General features: G+C 36.2%; 20 protein-coding genes. 10 read left to right on the forward strand and 10 right to left on the reverse strand.

From position 1 onward, the window contains the following. The first annotated feature begins 29 nt into the window (after nucleotides 1-29). The 3 genes from AC3ANV_RS07595 to AC3ANV_RS07605 all read left to right on the forward strand — a co-directional run bounded on the left by AC3ANV_RS07595 (nucleotide 30) and on the right by AC3ANV_RS07605 (nucleotide 2,959). Nucleotides 30-980: an L-lactate dehydrogenase gene (locus AC3ANV_RS07595; protein WP_488313021.1), complete on the forward strand. Its 951-nt coding sequence runs from the start codon at nucleotides 30-32 to the stop codon at nucleotides 978-980. A gap of 54 nt (nucleotides 981-1,034) precedes the next feature. Next, nucleotides 1,035-1,235 (forward strand): hypothetical protein, encoded by a 201-nt coding sequence (locus AC3ANV_RS07600; RefSeq protein WP_488313022.1) that lies wholly within the window; start codon nucleotides 1,035-1,037, stop codon nucleotides 1,233-1,235. A 182-nt stretch (nucleotides 1,236-1,417) separates the two neighbouring features. After that, a complete protein-coding gene (locus AC3ANV_RS07605) occupies nucleotides 1,418-2,959 on the forward strand; it encodes a rhomboid family intramembrane serine protease (protein ID WP_488313023.1) in 1,542 nt (513 codons plus the stop codon). Here the strand turns inward: AC3ANV_RS07605 and AC3ANV_RS07610 are convergent. Beyond that, nucleotides 2,943-3,821, reverse strand: a complete 879-nt coding sequence (locus AC3ANV_RS07610; RefSeq protein WP_488313024.1) for a hypothetical protein — start codon at nucleotides 3,819-3,821, stop codon at nucleotides 2,943-2,945. The two genes, AC3ANV_RS07605 and AC3ANV_RS07610, sit on opposite strands and share 17 nt — an antisense overlap. Before the next feature lie 190 nt (nucleotides 3,822-4,011). On the opposite strand from AC3ANV_RS07610, the gene AC3ANV_RS07615 reads away from it, so the two are divergent. From AC3ANV_RS07615 to AC3ANV_RS07635, 5 genes are all read left to right on the forward strand, one after another. Beyond that, entirely contained in the window at nucleotides 4,012-4,227 is a 216-nt protein-coding gene (locus AC3ANV_RS07615) for a YqgQ family protein (protein ID WP_488313025.1), read from the forward strand. Nucleotides 4,228-4,232: 5 nt separating this feature from the next. After that, nucleotides 4,233-5,207 carry an ROK family glucokinase gene (locus tag AC3ANV_RS07620; RefSeq protein WP_488313026.1) on the forward strand — a complete coding sequence of 325 codons (975 nt, stop codon included), beginning with the start codon at nucleotides 4,233-4,235 and terminating at the stop codon, nucleotides 5,205-5,207. Nucleotides 5,208-5,315: 108 nt separating this feature from the next. Next, complete coding sequence (locus AC3ANV_RS07625; protein WP_488313027.1) at nucleotides 5,316-6,503, forward strand: M14 family metallopeptidase; 1,188 nt, start codon at nucleotides 5,316-5,318, stop codon at nucleotides 6,501-6,503. 97 nt (nucleotides 6,504-6,600) lie between these two features. Beyond that, nucleotides 6,601-7,758, forward strand: coding sequence for a YqgU-like beta propeller domain-containing protein (locus tag AC3ANV_RS07630; protein ID WP_488313028.1), 1,158 nt, complete (start codon nucleotides 6,601-6,603; stop codon nucleotides 7,756-7,758). A 77-nt stretch (nucleotides 7,759-7,835) separates the two neighbouring features. Further along, entirely contained in the window at nucleotides 7,836-8,153 is a 318-nt protein-coding gene (locus tag AC3ANV_RS07635) for an MTH1187 family thiamine-binding protein (protein ID WP_488313029.1), read from the forward strand. Between the two features lie 43 nt (nucleotides 8,154-8,196). Here the strand turns inward: AC3ANV_RS07635 and AC3ANV_RS07640 are convergent, their stop codons facing one another. After that, nucleotides 8,197-8,373: a DUF2759 domain-containing protein gene (locus AC3ANV_RS07640; RefSeq protein WP_488313030.1), complete on the reverse strand. Its 177-nt coding sequence runs from the start codon at nucleotides 8,371-8,373 to the stop codon at nucleotides 8,197-8,199. Between the two features lie 213 nt (nucleotides 8,374-8,586). On the opposite strand from AC3ANV_RS07640, the gene AC3ANV_RS07645 reads away from it, so the two are divergent. Both AC3ANV_RS07645 and AC3ANV_RS07650 read left to right on the forward strand, forming a co-directional pair. Then, nucleotides 8,587-9,222, forward strand: coding sequence for an MBL fold metallo-hydrolase (locus AC3ANV_RS07645; protein ID WP_488313031.1), 636 nt, complete (start codon nucleotides 8,587-8,589; stop codon nucleotides 9,220-9,222). A gap of 153 nt (nucleotides 9,223-9,375) precedes the next feature. Continuing rightward, complete coding sequence (locus AC3ANV_RS07650; RefSeq protein ID WP_488313032.1) at nucleotides 9,376-10,467, forward strand: class I SAM-dependent methyltransferase; 1,092 nt, start codon at nucleotides 9,376-9,378, stop codon at nucleotides 10,465-10,467. A 57-nt stretch (nucleotides 10,468-10,524) separates the two neighbouring features. Here the strand turns inward: AC3ANV_RS07650 and AC3ANV_RS07655 are convergent, their stop codons facing one another. The 8 genes from AC3ANV_RS07655 to comGC form a co-directional block, all read right to left on the reverse strand. Next, nucleotides 10,525-10,782, reverse strand: coding sequence for a DUF2626 domain-containing protein (locus tag AC3ANV_RS07655; protein ID WP_488313033.1), 258 nt, complete (start codon nucleotides 10,780-10,782; stop codon nucleotides 10,525-10,527). Nucleotides 10,783-10,865: 83 nt separating this feature from the next. After that, nucleotides 10,866-11,561: a helix-turn-helix transcriptional regulator gene (locus tag AC3ANV_RS07660; RefSeq protein WP_488313034.1), complete on the reverse strand. Its 696-nt coding sequence runs from the start codon at nucleotides 11,559-11,561 to the stop codon at nucleotides 10,866-10,868. Nucleotides 11,562-11,909: 348 nt separating this feature from the next. Continuing rightward, entirely contained in the window at nucleotides 11,910-12,095 is a 186-nt protein-coding gene (locus tag AC3ANV_RS07665) for a YqzE family protein (RefSeq protein ID WP_488313035.1), read from the reverse strand. 85 nt (nucleotides 12,096-12,180) lie between these two features. After that, the gene (gene comGG, locus AC3ANV_RS07670; RefSeq protein WP_488313036.1) at nucleotides 12,181-12,561 is read right to left on the reverse strand and encodes a competence type IV pilus minor pilin ComGG; all 381 of its coding nucleotides are present in this window, start codon (nucleotides 12,559-12,561) and stop codon (nucleotides 12,181-12,183) included. Next, nucleotides 12,558-13,034 (reverse strand): competence type IV pilus minor pilin ComGF, encoded by a 477-nt coding sequence (gene comGF, locus AC3ANV_RS07675; RefSeq protein ID WP_488313037.1) that lies wholly within the window; start codon nucleotides 13,032-13,034, stop codon nucleotides 12,558-12,560. Before comGF ends, comGG begins: the two co-directional genes overlap by 4 nt. Then, nucleotides 12,982-13,320 (reverse strand): hypothetical protein, encoded by a 339-nt coding sequence (locus AC3ANV_RS07680; protein WP_488313038.1) that lies wholly within the window; start codon nucleotides 13,318-13,320, stop codon nucleotides 12,982-12,984. The genes comGF and AC3ANV_RS07680 overlap by 53 nt, the downstream gene beginning before the upstream one ends. Next, the gene (comGD, locus tag AC3ANV_RS07685; protein ID WP_488313039.1) at nucleotides 13,304-13,744 is read right to left on the reverse strand and encodes a competence type IV pilus minor pilin ComGD; all 441 of its coding nucleotides are present in this window, start codon (nucleotides 13,742-13,744) and stop codon (nucleotides 13,304-13,306) included. Before comGD ends, AC3ANV_RS07680 begins: the two co-directional genes overlap by 17 nt. Beyond that, nucleotides 13,744-14,067, reverse strand: a complete 324-nt coding sequence (comGC, locus tag AC3ANV_RS07690; protein ID WP_488313040.1) for a competence type IV pilus major pilin ComGC — start codon at nucleotides 14,065-14,067, stop codon at nucleotides 13,744-13,746. Before comGC ends, comGD begins: the two co-directional genes overlap by 1 nt. Between the last annotated feature and the right edge of the window lie 12 nt (nucleotides 14,068-14,079).

Consider the following 14,079-nt stretch of genomic DNA (forward strand, 5'->3'; position numbering starts at 1 on the left):
TCAGCTAATCCCACAAGGAGGAAAACGATATGTTAAACCGGGTTAATCGAGTTGCTCTAATCGGAACAGGCTTTGTTGGTTCTAGCTATGCTTTTGCCCTATTGAATCAAGGGATTACAGAAGAGCTGGTTTTAATTGATATCAATAAAGAAAAATCAGAAGGGGACGCAATGGATTTAAATCATGGACTTCCATTTGCACCATCCCGGACGAAAATTTGGTTTGGCAGCTATGCGGATTGTGATCAAGCAGACCTAGTTGTTATTACTGCAGGGGCAAACCAAAAGCCTGGGGAAACACGACTTGACCTGGTAGAGAAGAACACGAAAATTTTTAAAGGAATCGTAGATGAGATTATGTCTAGTGGATTTGATGGGATTTTCCTGGTTGCAACAAATCCGGTAGATATCTTAACCTATGCAGTATGGAAATTTTCCGGTCTGCCAAAAGAGCGTGTAATTGGTTCAGGCACAATTTTAGATACTGCTCGCTTTCGCTTTTTACTTGGGGATTATTTTGATGTCGATACCCGTAATGTACATGCTTATATTATTGGAGAACATGGTGACACTGAGCTTCCTGTATGGAGCCATGCGGATATAGCTGGTACATCCATTTCTGAGTGGACGAAGAACAAAAATGGTTTTAACCAAGAAGACCTTGATCAGATTTTCCTAAATGTCCGTGATGCAGCCTACCATATAATTGAACGGAAAGGTGCTACGTATTATGGTATTGCGATGGGGCTGGTCAGATTAACAAAAGCTATTTTGCGTAATGAAAACTCTGTTCTAACCGTTTCTGCCTATCTAGCGGGTGAATATGGGCAAAAGGATATTTTCATTGGAGTCCCGGCAGTGGTGAACCGTACTGGAATAAGAGAAGTGGTAGAGTTTGAATTAAATGAAGAAGAAAAAGAAAAATTCACCCACTCTGTTCAAGTATTAAAGAAAACGATGGAGTCAGTGTTTAATAAATAATTTGTGGAATTGGGATAATTATTACCTATTCATAGCAGACTATGGATAGGAGGGATGATGATGTCACGCATGTTAACATCCATTTTTATGATTGGTTCAATTGGCTATTTTGCTTTTCGTTACCGATACCGGATCATCAATGTTTTGCTTGGATCCGGTTGGATGCGCCGTATTGCTGTTGGTTCAATAATGAGCATGCCGGGTGTAAAAAGAAAGATGATGCAGTCAGTATTTGGAGGACCATCTGAGTGGTGAAAACCGCAGATGGTTTTTACTTTGTCCAAAAGTTATTTACGTAAAATAAAAGCGCTAAGTCGTTAAATAAAAGTAACGTTATGAAATCGTTTATAATGAAGAATTAAGGTTAAACTGTGTAAACCAATTACCGTAATAATATACGGAGAAATAGTATTTTTTATAGAAAGTGTGGGGGGAACTTGAATAGTAGAGAGGAATTCGTTTTTTGGAGGTTGGCTTATTTTTTTATTTCTGACCATGGTTATCGGATTGTTCAATTATTTGAGAATCAAAAAGAATTATGGTTGGAAAAGTTGGAGAATAAGAAGGCACCAATTGTAAGATTGCTGCTTCATGATATCGATTGGAGCAATTCAATGCAAAGAGATATCGAGCTAACGGCTGCAAATGGGGAAAGAATTCGCAGACAAATTGGCCGTAGGGAAATAAATGTTGTGAATGTTTACATTAGTGAATTTCCACCTGTTGACGAATACGAATATCGCCTTGAAAAGCCATATATTTTTCCGGAAGGAAATAAAACGAGTGTTAGCTCCTTTTTATTAGCAAAGGGTATATATGAAAACGGTTTTGAAAGCCTGTCAAATCGATTAGAGAGAGAGGTATTCTTTCCAATAGAAAACGAACCAAAGGTTCAGGATGTCGAGTCAATAAAAAAAGAAGCTTTAGAGCACGCCATGATAAAAGCAAGATCGGAAAGGGCGGTTCTTGCAAATGGGAAACCATTTTTCACTTATCTTTTCATGATTATTCAAGTAGCAGTTTTTTTCTGGCTTGAGATGCATGGGGGAAGCACCAATAATTTCACTTTAATTAAATATGGGGCAAAATTTAATCCCTTAATCTACAATGGCGAATGGTGGCGGTTTATTACCCCTATTTTTCTCCATATCGGTTTTTTGCATTTAGCTACGAATACTTTGGCATTGTACTTTCTGGGAGAGGCAGTTGAAAGAATTTACGGTAATGTACGTTTTCCGTTTATTTATTTGTTTGCAGGAATTATAGGAGTTATTGCCAGTTTTTTATTTAGTCCAAACATATCTGCGGGAGCAAGCGGTGCAATTTTTGGTTGCTTAGGGGCTTTGCTTTATTTTGGTGTTATCTATCCGAAACTTTTCTTTCGTACTATAGGGATTAATTTAATAGTCATCTTAATAGTAAATCTTGTATTTGACTTTTCGGCTACAGGTATCGATAATGCAGGTCATTTAGGCGGTCTGGCAGGTGGCTTTCTCGCGGCTGGAATGGTCCACTTTCCAAAGCAGAAAAAGCCATTACTTCAATTGTTATTTTTCGTCTTATCTGTTTCGATTTTGTGGGGCTCTTTATTTTATGGCTTTAGCAGCACAGTAGGGTCACAGGATGAAAGCTCAAACTTATTGCTGGCTGAAGACTATATTAAACAAAGTAATTATGAACAGGCCTACAATGTTTTAAATAACTATTTAAAGAAAGCAAACCACCCCTCAGAGAAGGTGTATTTTCTTCTATCCTTTGCTGAAATAAAAAAAGGTTTGTTTCCCGATGCTAAAACGCATTTACAAAAGGCTATCCAACTTGACCCTAATTTTGATGAAGCCTATTATAATCTAGCAATTATTTATCTTAATGAAAAGGATATCGCTAATGCCAAAATAAACGCTGAAAAGGCAGCTGAATTAAAGCCGAAGGAAAAAAGATACTCGGATTTAGTGAGTAGAATTAATCAAAATCTTTAATCCTCTGGCGAAGGAGAATAGATTCACCATTTGCTGCTTCTGTCAACACCAATAAATGAGTTTTATCATTTGCCAATAAGATTAAAGGGATGGTGCTGCCGATTGGACTTATAATCGAGCCATCCGCTTTTTTTATTCCGAGGAAATAATTTTTATATAATCCCTCCCATAAATTACCGATTATCCTGGCGGTTTCAGCACTTGTAAAACCTGGTAGGGCATTCTTTGCCTTCTCGTTAAAAAGATTCAAAGGAAATGCCTGATAATTATTTAATGGGATCGAAAAATGTCGGATTCCTTTATTCCAACTGAACTGGAGAAGCATTCTTTTATTTTCATCTAAACGTTGTTTCCATTTACTTTCTTCATTAGACAGAGGGCTTCGAAAGGAACTATGCTTGCTTGGACCAGAGGGAATTACATATAAATAATCTTTTGACATCGACTGTGAACTAAATATTTGATCTCCTTTTTCATGTAACTCGGCATAATGAAAGGTGATTGCCTCGAATACGGCACTCTGCACGTTAACAACTTGTTTTTCTTGTTTTAAATTAGCTGTGTTTTGTTTCCAATCTCTAAGCTCCCCAACTAACCTGCCATTAGAAAACAATAATCCTGCATCCTGTCTTAAATAAGCGATACGATCAAGAGTTGATTTTATTGTCCAAAGCAAAGTATAAGGTTCAGCTGTTTTTTGGTCTATTAGTATTAAGGATGTATTTGTTATTTTGTATGTAACCTTTGGATCGATAGGAAAGTATGTAATGCTTTCTTGAATGTTTGGATTTTTATGTTCGTATAATACTGCGGATGTAAAAATTAATAGGAATAAACTAAGAATAATATATATTCTCTTCATTAACACTCATCCTTCCATGCCTAAAAAAACGATGTGTTTAACCTACTATTTTTTATATGGGGTTTCCCTGCAAGAAATGCCAAAAAAGTAGACTAGTTGTAAGATTTTCTTGAGGAGATTTTGGCCATGAGTTATACTTTTTCTTATATAGTTATTTGTTTTTTTCGATAATTTTTTTAAGGGGATCGTAATGAAAACGATTTTTGAAATTCAACAATATTTAAAAAAATTTGGCACGATCATTTATATTGGAGATAGAGTTGCAGACTTGGAATTAATGGAATCAGAAATTAATGAGCTGTATCAATCACAGCTTATTGAACCAAGAGAATACCAAACCGCACTTTTAATCCTAAGGCAAGAAATTCAACTTCAAAAAGAAAAAAGTCCAAGAAAAGATAGGTGATTCATGTGGGAGAGCAGTTGATTGTTGGCGTAGACCTTGGTGGGACAACCACAAAATTAGCTTTTATTAATATGGGTGGGGAAATTATCTATAATTGGGAAATACCAACCGATAATTCCAATGAAGGGCAAAATATTACGAAAAACATTGCAAACGCGATTAATGAAAAACTGGAGGCCCTTTCCTTCTCGAAAGATAATTTAATCGGAATAGGTATGGGTGCACCCGGTCCTGTTAATTACGAAACCGGTGTGATATTAAATGTTGTCAACTTAGGATGGAAGGATAACTTTCCATTAAAGGCAAGTCTGGAAGCAGCAACCTCCCTTCCTGCTGCTATTGAAAACGATGCTAATTGTGCAGCATTGGGTGAGATGTGGAAAGGGGCCGGAAATGGGGCAAAGGATCTTGTTTGTGTAACACTAGGTACAGGTGTAGGCGGCGGGGTTATTGCAAATGGGAATATTGTACAAGGTGTTAACGGTGCAGCCGGAGAAATTGGTCATATTACGTCCATTCCCGATGGAGGAGCAGCTTGCAATTGTGGTAAAACCGGCTGCCTTGAAACGGTTTCTTCTGCAACAGGGATTGTCCGTTTAGCTATGGTTGAGCTAAAAAAAGGTGAAAAAGCAGGAGCATTAGCCCGGAAGCTTAATGAAAATGGAACGATTTCTGCTAAGGATGTGTTCGATTCTGCCCGTGATGGTGATAGTTTGGCAATTAAAGTATTGGATGAGGTTTCCTTTCACTTAGGTTTCGCTTTAGCTAACATTGCAAACACACTTAATCCTGAAAAAATAGTTCTTGGCGGTGGTGTTTCAAAGGCAGGGCCGATTTTATTAGATTCTGTAAAGGAAAATTTTGCGAAATTTGCCTTTACTTCTGTAAGGGAATCGACCAAGCTGGCTCTTGCGACTTTAGGAAATGATGCCGGTGTTATTGGTGCCGCATGGCTCATTAAAAATAAGTTAAATAAATAGTAGTGTATTTCTGTATAAAACCTGCAAATGAAGCAGGTTTTTTTATTTGACAAAATCATCTTTTTTTCAGTTATGTCATAAAATTTTTATGACGGGAGGAATGAGAAAATGGAGGTTCTTGCACGTTCCGGAGACTCGTTATGGTATTACAGTAGTTTATTTATGATACCACTGAATCTCATAATCGCTTCAAACCCTGATGTAAATCCATCTAATATAAAAATTTCAGAAAAAGTAGCCATTCCTGGCTATCAATCGATTCCATATACAATTAAGAATGGAGATACAATTTTTAAAATCGCGGCATCGAAAGGATTAGCTTCCGATGCTTTAATGTTGCTAAACCAGGAGCTAATCCCCAATCAATTAACATCCGGAGAAATAATCCATTTGCCAAATAGAGTCATTCATCCAATCATAAGCACATTTTCTCCTTGGGATTTTAAAAAACTTAGTGAAATAATTAATGACCTAAATAAGATTTATCCTTTTATTACCGTTTCAAAAATTGGAAAAAGTGTATTAGGTAGCCCGATTCAAGAAATTCGTATTGGAAATGGCACGAAAAAGGTACATATGAATGCTTCTTTCCATGCGAACGAATGGATTACAACAATGGTATTAATGGTTCTCTTGAATAAATATTTACTTTCACTAACGAATGGAAGCCTAATGAGAGGTTTGAATAGCATTAATCTATTTGAAAATGTTGAGTTATCGATTGTTCCGATGGTAAATCCTGATGGAGTGGATCTTGTGCTAAATGGACCTTCATTAAACATTAAGGAAGAGGTTTTGAAAATCAATGAAGGCAGCGATAAGTTTATTCATTGGAAAGCAAATATTAGAGGAGTAGATTTGAATAAACAATACCCGGCCAACTGGGAGATTGCCAGCCGGAAAAAGCGGCCAATGTCACCGGCTCCGAGGGACTATCCCGGGAGTGCGCCTTTAACGGAACCGGAAGCCATTGCTATGGCAGATTTGGCAAAGAGGAATTTATTTGATTGTATTTTGGCCTTTCATACCCAAGGAGAGGAGTTTTATTGGGGCTATGAGGGGCATGAACCACCTGAATCAGAGTATTTAGCAAATGAGTTTGAACGTATAAGCGGCTATCAGTCTGTTCGGTACGTTAACAGTCATGCGGGTTATAAGGATTGGTATATTCAAGAGTTTAAGCGTCCGGGTTTTACGTTAGAGCTTGGCAGGGGAATTAATCCTTTACCACTTTCGCAATTTCCCGAAATTCTTAAAAGAGTGGAAGGGATTTTTATTGCTGCCTTGTCCATTTAATAATATCATCCTATTTGATTTATAATTTTGAAATAATTGTAACATTTAATTATAAAAAACGTTCTAATATATAAGATTAATTAGGAGGAGGGCAGTAATGGTTGTCTCGGAAGAAGAAAAAGTACCGAAATTTCTTTGTGTTATAATATTATTTTCTGTTTTGGTTTTCTTTTTAGGTGCTTGCTCGAATCAATTGCATTCGAAGCCTATATCTTCTACAAAGAATGAAAAGAGAAAGGCCCCACTTACTTCATCAGAAGGTGAAAATTGGAAATTGCCGATTTCCATTCCGGAAGGTGAATTTTATAAGATCAGTGGGTGGATTTCCGAGAACCAAGTCCTTTATATTACTAAACACAAACAAACTTCAAATGTCTACAGATATAATCTTTTATCCGGGAAAAGCGAATTAGTCTATAAAAGTGAGTATCCAATTGTAACTGTGCAAGTCAGTCCTTCTAAAAAGTATATTTTGATTCAGTCATCTTCTACTTCAAATGAAGGATTAGTGACCATCATTGATACTAAGGGATCCGAGATATGGAAGCAATCAATGGCAGCTTATGAGCTGGCCTTTGAATGGAATCCTTATAACGATTCTGAAATCCTTGTCTCTAAGTTTAATGAGGATTGGACCTATAAAATGCTGTTAGTAGACCTTAAAGGCAGCCCAAAAGCAACAGATATTACTTTACCGCAACCTTTTAATAAGTGGATCGACAAGGAGACAATTGCCTATATTAATTGGGACAATAATAAGCCATCCTTATTTGCCCCGCTTATGATGAAGAAATTAGGTGATAATAAGGAAAAAACAATCTCTCCTGCTGTCTTTCAATTTGCTGCATTTCGTCATTTGCTCTTGACGATTACTGCTAACCAGCAGGATCAATCAAAGGCAATTTATTCTTTTTATGATAAAGAAAAAAGACCTATCACCACGTTTACGGTACCTCAACTAACAAAGTACTCAGATTGGTTAGTTCCCTTTAATGACTATAATGACAAAAAGCAAGAATTTATTTCCTTTCGCCCGTTGAAAAATACGGAGGTTGATTCCTATACGGAAGGCTTTCAGCTAGTTTCTTATGATTTAAAGAAGGGAAGCAGCAAATTAATTTTAGCCGGGCTGAAAAATGAACCTATCAATTTTTCTCCTTCCGGTGAAGCCAGTTTATATGGAAACAGCTTTGAAAAAATCATTGATTTAAAAGCAAAAAAAATCTACGAGGTAATAAAGAATGCTCCAAAATGAGTCATTCTTTTTTTCTTTTCCATTAAGTATGTTAAAATCTTTTTGTCATGCAAAATTTTGAATAGAAGGTGGATTAAATGGCAATTGTTGATGTTACGGTCATCCCGCTTGGTACCGAAACACCCAGTGTTAGCAAGTATGTTGCAAGTGTTCATAAGGTTTTACAACGATATGAAGCAGATGGGAAAATTCATTTTCAATTAACGCCAATGAATACGATTATTGAAGGGGACCTACCCGTTTTATTTGAAGTCATCCAAGCGATGCATGAGGTACCATTCTCAGAAGGAATTCAGCGGGTCGCTACAACGATACGAATTGACGACCGCAGAGATGTTAAAAGAAGCATGGATTACAAAGTAGACAGGGTAAAGAGCCTGTTACATGAAAGTTGAATTGCAGACAAAAAGACTGCCCTAGGGCAGTCTTTTGTGATTCTTAGTGTGTTCCGGTAGGAATTCCATGATATAAAACGGTCATTACAGTAAACCAGCCAAAAACGAAGAATGAAGCAGCTCCCCAAAATGCACCCAAGAAATTTTTGCTTTTTAGTTGCTTAAATGCTCCATAAGCAGCAAGTAGGGTTATTAGAGTAAAAATAATAACTAATCCCATAAATAAAGCCCCCTTTATTAGATAATACGCAGGCAATTTGCCTAACATTTCAAAGAAAGTTATGTAGGAATATTATGTACATTCGTCTCTTATTTTATATTTTTTTAAATCATTTGTCGAGGTGAAAAAGTTACTTCAATGTAATAGCAGATTTTCTCTATTCGTAATATAGTGTAAAATAAGCCTATGCAATGTTCAAATGGAGGAATAAAAATGAAATGGTCTCAAATTCCCTTAGGAGTTCTTCAAACAAATTGTTACATAATCGAAAACACGGATCAAACCTGTTTAATTTTTGACCCCGGAAGTGAAGGAAAAAAGCTAATCAACTGGTTGACGAAGAGAAATCTAAAGCCTGTTGCGATCTTTTTAACTCATGCTCATTTTGACCATATTGGAGCAGTTGATGAAGTTAGGGATAAATATAAAATTCCTGTTTATATTCATGAAGAGGAAGAAAATTGGTTAGTGGATCCTAAGTTAAATGGCTCCAAATTTTTTACGATACAGAATAATATTCAAGCAAGACCTGCCGAATTTATTTTGAAAAAGGAAGAAGTAATGAAACTCGGTGATTTTGAGTTTTTTGTCTATGAAACACCGGGTCATTCTCCTGGAAGTGTTTCATATTATTTTGAAAAGGACGGGTTTGTTGTTTCCGGTGATGCGTTATTTAAAAACAGTATTGGTCGAACCGATCTTCCGGGTGGAAACCAATCACAGCTGTTAAAAAGCATACATGAGAAGCTTTTATTTTTACCGGAAGAAACGGAAGTATTATCAGGCCATGGACCAATTACCACCATTGGCGAAGAGATGGATAGCAATCCATTCCTAAATGGATTTTAATGAAATAAAAGAAAAAACCTTCTCATCTAGAGAAGGTTTTTTCTGGGGGATGTTCTATTCATTATAATTGGGAGGGGATATAGTTAAGCTACTAACTTTACAATATAATAAAGTTTTTACTGTGTCAATAGTGTTAAATAGAAAGGAGCCAATATGCTTACTTATTTAAAGGGTTTAATTTCGAACTCACCGACCAAGTTACTTACATATGCAGAATACATAGCAACAGCACTTTATCATCCTGAATTAGGCTTTTATATGAATAATAATCAGAAAATTGGACGGCTTGGTGATTTTATCACCACTAGTAATATTTCGGATGTCTACGGCAGAATGATTGCGAAATGGTTTTCAAGGATTTGTGCAAAAAAGGGACTCGCTCCCGTATTCTGCGAAATAGGAGCGGGCAATGGGCGCTTTGCAAAGGCTTTTTTAGAGGAATGGCATGATTCCATTAATACTCCATTACAATATGTTATCGTGGAAACCAGTCCGTTTCATCGGAAATTACAAACAGAATTATTAAAGCCTGATTATCCTATTGTTCAGGTAGAAAGTCTTGAGGAAATCAGTTCTTTTGAAGGAATGATTTTTTCAAATGAACTTTTCGATGCCTTACCGGTAAATGTTATTGAAAAAGAAAACGGACATTTGTTTGAAATTATGATCGGAATGGAAAATGACGTATTGTTTGAGGAAAAGGTTCCCTTAGTAAATCCGGAAATTCTTAGGTTTTTACGGGAATGTAAAATTGAATTAAATGAAAAACAGCGGGTAGAAATTCCGTTATTGATGGAGAAGATGCTGCAAGATATATCACATGTCTTAGCCAAAGGACTTGTGGTTACAGCTGATTATGGTTATACAATTGAAGAATGGATGGAGCCTGCAAGAGCAAGGGGAAGCCTTAGAGGATATTATCAACACAAGATGATTGAGGATGTCCTGAAGAATCCAGGGGAAATAGACATTACATCGCATATTCATTTTGATTATCTCATTCAAAAGGGCGAACAAGTTGATTTAAAAGGGCTGACGAAACTAAGGCAGGATGAGTTTTTATTAAAAACGGGTATTCTTCAGGAACTGGAAAACCATTATGACCCGAATCCGTTTTCAGAGGTTAGCAAACGGAACCGTGCCATCCGAAGTTTGATTATGCCATCCGGAATCAGTTCATATTTTCATGTTGTTATTCAACAAAAAGGATTTAAGATGACAAACAATGATTTGTTTGAATACTAAAAGAAAAAACGCCAGAGACACTCTGGCGTTTTAACGTACAAAATTTGCTTCTTATTGTCACAATGGTCCAACAGGTCCCATAGTTCCAAGAGGCATCATAAAAGTTGTCCAATAAGTGAAGCCTGCGAAAAAAATGGTTAAATACGCTGCGAAAATGTACATATACATACGCTCGGACAGTTTAAGATAGCTAAGCAGAACAAAGAATCCAGTTTGAGCTAAGAAAAGCAATGCTGTTTTATCCAAATGACCAAGATAAAACATTACAGTAAAAATACCCGTCCAGAAACCCAAAACTCTAAACATACGATCCATATGTATCCCTCCTTTTACCACATGATACCATCATTACAATATTATAAGGTAAAAGTAATAGTAATGTAAATAATGGTTTCAGATTAGTTTGTAACCAGTGCTTGATAGGAACAAGTATCGCATCCGGAAATGATGTTTTCTTTCTCAATTAGTTCTACAGAATCAAAAAGAGCTTCAAACATGCCTTTTAAAAACTCTTGATGCATGCTGCAAACTGATTCGTGATCCACTGCTACTTCTTTAAATGGACAATTAAAGATTTGGAAATAGATTTTTGTCTTTTCACCATTCGTTTCAAATTCCGGATAAAAACCGGCTAAGGTTGCAGCAGTTTTTAATATGTTTAGCTTTTGGTCAAATTCTAATGCACCACTAAGCGATCTTTTTGCCATTTCCTGTTCAATAATTTCAGAACCAAAACGCTTACCTGTTTGAAATAACGCTTTCCTGCCCGCTTCTCCCAGTGACATCATTGTTTGAATGGCAACCTTTGATAAAAGCATATAGTCGCGGAACGGAAAATGCAGTTGAATGACATCATCGGATAAACGATATAATCTGCTCGGTCTACCGCCTTTACCGGTTTTTTTTGTTTCCGATGCTAACATATTAACATCTTCAAGCTTTGATAAATGAAGTCTCGCTACATTTGGATGAATATTAAAATTGTCGGCAACCTCTTGGACGGTTACTTCCTGATGGCGTTTCGTAATGTATTGATAAATGTAGTACCGTGTTGGATCTGACAAAACGTTTGTTATCTTTAATGTTTGTTCCATATTGGCTCACCTCGGCTCCCCATAATTTATTCCAATTATAATACAGCCCTAATTGCATGGGAATGAGGTTAACAATGTTAACACTATATGTTTAGAAAATGTTCACAATTACCATCTTGGTAGTGGAAAATGATTATACAAATTATAAACAAATCATATACACGTTGTATGTCAATTACTAATTTTCAGGTGATATATATCTACCGTGTAAAAGTTAATATTTAAAATGTCAATGGGTAAGTTTTAATTTTTTTCTTTTGAATAGGTTAATTGGATGCTTTTTGTTTTTGATCTTGTAAATATTAAATAAAGGAAAGAAAAAAGAAGCAGGCTGAGTTATCTGCTTCTTTATCCCTTTTTCCTATTCTTAATTTCAGTATAGACGACATAGGGGAGAATCCCGAACCAACGATACCAAAAAGCTGCTTTTGCTTGCTTTCGTTCTATACGGTGTCTTTTCCGTTCATCCTTTGGCTGATCGGCATATTTAACGAGAGTTTGGGTCATGTATTTTACATAATCATTTGTTTTCATGGACACACCTGCCTTTTTGTTTCATCTTCAAGTATGTCCAAAAATAAAAATTCCAATCAGCTTTAATTCTGTGAAAAACGCATCATTAGTTCATTTCCACCCATTTAATCATCCTTTTAAGCTTAGTATCAAAATAGCCCCGTCCAATCACCGTTTCACCTGTATTTAGGCGCAGGGTGAAATTAATTTTTTGTGAGGTTCCAATGGGAGTCTCTGCCTGATAATCCATGGCCCCATAAGCATACTTATAGGTTCCCCTGATTTGAATACCTGTAGATTGGTACATAGATTCAATCTTTTTTACTGTAGTTAGATAATAATAATCCTGTTGTAAAATGATCGCTTTTTCATGAGCCATTTTCTTTTCCGTTAGTAACCGGTCAACTTGAAAGGAGAAAAATAATAGAAAAAGTATTAATATACATAATGTAAGCGGATAGGTAAATCCTTTTTCGTTTTTTCTCATGACGCTGGATTCCAATTGATTAAGGAATAGATAACGACTGAGTATTCTTTCCCCCAGAGGTCCTTAACCGTAACTTTTACAGCATTGTTCAAAATCGTAAAAGTAAATTCTGAAACATTTTGCAGTAAGGTTTCATTACCTGTATAATTCACACGCCTGCGCAGGTTATTTCCGTATTTTTCATAAAGAACGGTATCCGGGGCTTCTGTTAATACCAATCGGCCTGACACAACTTCAGCACGAGTACTCATCCGAATTTCTTTTTTTATTTGGCTGCAAAAAACCTCCCACTCCATTCCTTGTATTCTCGGCTGTGAATTTTTATTGTTTAACATAATTTGAAGAGTAGGGGTTATAAAAAAAACGATTATCGTAAAGACCGAGAAAGAAAAAAGAGCTTCAATGAGCGTAAAACCTTGTTCATTCCGGCATTGCGCATAATTCTGTTTTCGAATAGGACGAATTTTTTTCAACTTTTACGCACGCCTCCTTTTGTCCAAGGACTGAAGAATCTCTCCAATAGATTTTGAATTCTATTCCATTAAGAAATTTGGAGTAACTTGTGAAAGATTGTCCATCGATTAATTTTGCTTGAAGCTCCTCATACAAAAGTTGGCTGCTATAATTATCCACTTCTAATTGCCTGAATTGATTGGTCATATCCATTAACAACGGCATTAGAAACAGTCCCATTAAAAACCAAGCAGACAATGACAAAAGGAGTTCGAGCAAAAAGAATCCTTTATTCTTCGATAACATAAAACCGTCCCTTTCCAATCAATACGGTAAACCGATAATTCTTTTTACTGGATTTGATATAAAATGAACCAAATTTGTTCACATTTCCGTCCGGGAGGAATTTAAAAAATAAAGGAAGGGAACCACCATAGACAGTCATATTGGTTGAATAATTTCTCTCGATTATATTGGGAAGATCAGAGCGCATATAAATATTGTACTTATTTTGATCGGACATAAAAATAACGGTGACTTCATGTTGGTGGGAGATAGCGTATTGCTGTGCATAAAGTAAGTCCGTTTGAAGCTGGGATAAGAAAGCTTCATCGTCGATCGTTGAGTATTGCGGTTTAAGGGTGAAGGCTGTTATCGAGGAAATTATAATAAAGACAGAAAGTACGAGCAACGATTCAATTAATGTAAATCCCTCCTGCATGTTTTTCATTATGGAGCAGTTGTTTTTGCTACAGCTGTTACAGTTCCATCGGAATCGATTGTTATTTCTGTTTTACCATTTGGACATCCTTTAGCATCCTCCCTTAAATAACCTTCCGTTACAAGTTCATCTACACTTGTAGGAACTCGTTTCTTTTCCATCTCAAACGATTGCTCTTGTGCCTGGACCATTTTTACGAACGCCTGACAGCCTTTATCGTTAATATTAGCACTGTGTTTTGTAATATTTGGAATCGTAATGATTAATAGGACGGAAATAATCAGCATGACAATCATCATTTCAATAAGTGTAAAACCTTTTTCATTTTTCATTTTTTTAACCTC

This window comes from Neobacillus sp. DFD-2R, assembly GCF_057747865.1.

What these genes read in the sequence shown, in the direction of transcription:
- AC3ANV_RS07595 (WP_488313021.1), top strand. Translation starts at nt 30, where the DNA reads ATGTTAAACCGGGTTAATCGAGTTGCTCTAATCGGAACAGGCTTTGTT.
- AC3ANV_RS07600 (WP_488313022.1), top strand. Translation starts at nt 1,035, where the DNA reads ATGATGATGTCACGCATGTTAACATCCATTTTTATGATTGGTTCAATT.
- AC3ANV_RS07610 (WP_488313024.1), bottom strand. Translation starts at nt 3,821, where the DNA reads ATGAAGAGAATATATATTATTCTTAGTTTATTCCTATTAATTTTTACA.
- AC3ANV_RS07615 (WP_488313025.1), top strand. Translation starts at nt 4,012, where the DNA reads ATGAAAACGATTTTTGAAATTCAACAATATTTAAAAAAATTTGGCACG.
- AC3ANV_RS07625 (WP_488313027.1), top strand. Translation starts at nt 5,316, where the DNA reads ATGGAGGTTCTTGCACGTTCCGGAGACTCGTTATGGTATTACAGTAGT.
- AC3ANV_RS07630 (WP_488313028.1), top strand. Translation starts at nt 6,601, where the DNA reads ATGGTTGTCTCGGAAGAAGAAAAAGTACCGAAATTTCTTTGTGTTATA.
- AC3ANV_RS07635 (WP_488313029.1), top strand. Translation starts at nt 7,836, where the DNA reads ATGGCAATTGTTGATGTTACGGTCATCCCGCTTGGTACCGAAACACCC.
- AC3ANV_RS07640 (WP_488313030.1), bottom strand. Translation starts at nt 8,373, where the DNA reads ATGGGATTAGTTATTATTTTTACTCTAATAACCCTACTTGCTGCTTAT.
- AC3ANV_RS07645 (WP_488313031.1), top strand. Translation starts at nt 8,587, where the DNA reads ATGAAATGGTCTCAAATTCCCTTAGGAGTTCTTCAAACAAATTGTTAC.
- AC3ANV_RS07650 (WP_488313032.1), top strand. Translation starts at nt 9,376, where the DNA reads ATGCTTACTTATTTAAAGGGTTTAATTTCGAACTCACCGACCAAGTTA.
- AC3ANV_RS07655 (WP_488313033.1), bottom strand. Translation starts at nt 10,782, where the DNA reads ATGGATCGTATGTTTAGAGTTTTGGGTTTCTGGACGGGTATTTTTACT.
- AC3ANV_RS07660 (WP_488313034.1), bottom strand. Translation starts at nt 11,561, where the DNA reads ATGGAACAAACATTAAAGATAACAAACGTTTTGTCAGATCCAACACGG.
- AC3ANV_RS07665 (WP_488313035.1), bottom strand. Translation starts at nt 12,095, where the DNA reads ATGAAAACAAATGATTATGTAAAATACATGACCCAAACTCTCGTTAAA.
- comGG (WP_488313036.1), bottom strand. Translation starts at nt 12,561, where the DNA reads ATGAGAAAAAACGAAAAAGGATTTACCTATCCGCTTACATTATGTATA.
- AC3ANV_RS07680 (WP_488313038.1), bottom strand. Translation starts at nt 13,320, where the DNA reads ATGTTATCGAAGAATAAAGGATTCTTTTTGCTCGAACTCCTTTTGTCA.
- comGD (WP_488313039.1), bottom strand. Translation starts at nt 13,744, where the DNA reads ATGAAAAACATGCAGGAGGGATTTACATTAATTGAATCGTTGCTCGTA.
- comGC (WP_488313040.1), bottom strand. Translation starts at nt 14,067, where the DNA reads ATGAAAAATGAAAAAGGTTTTACACTTATTGAAATGATGATTGTCATG.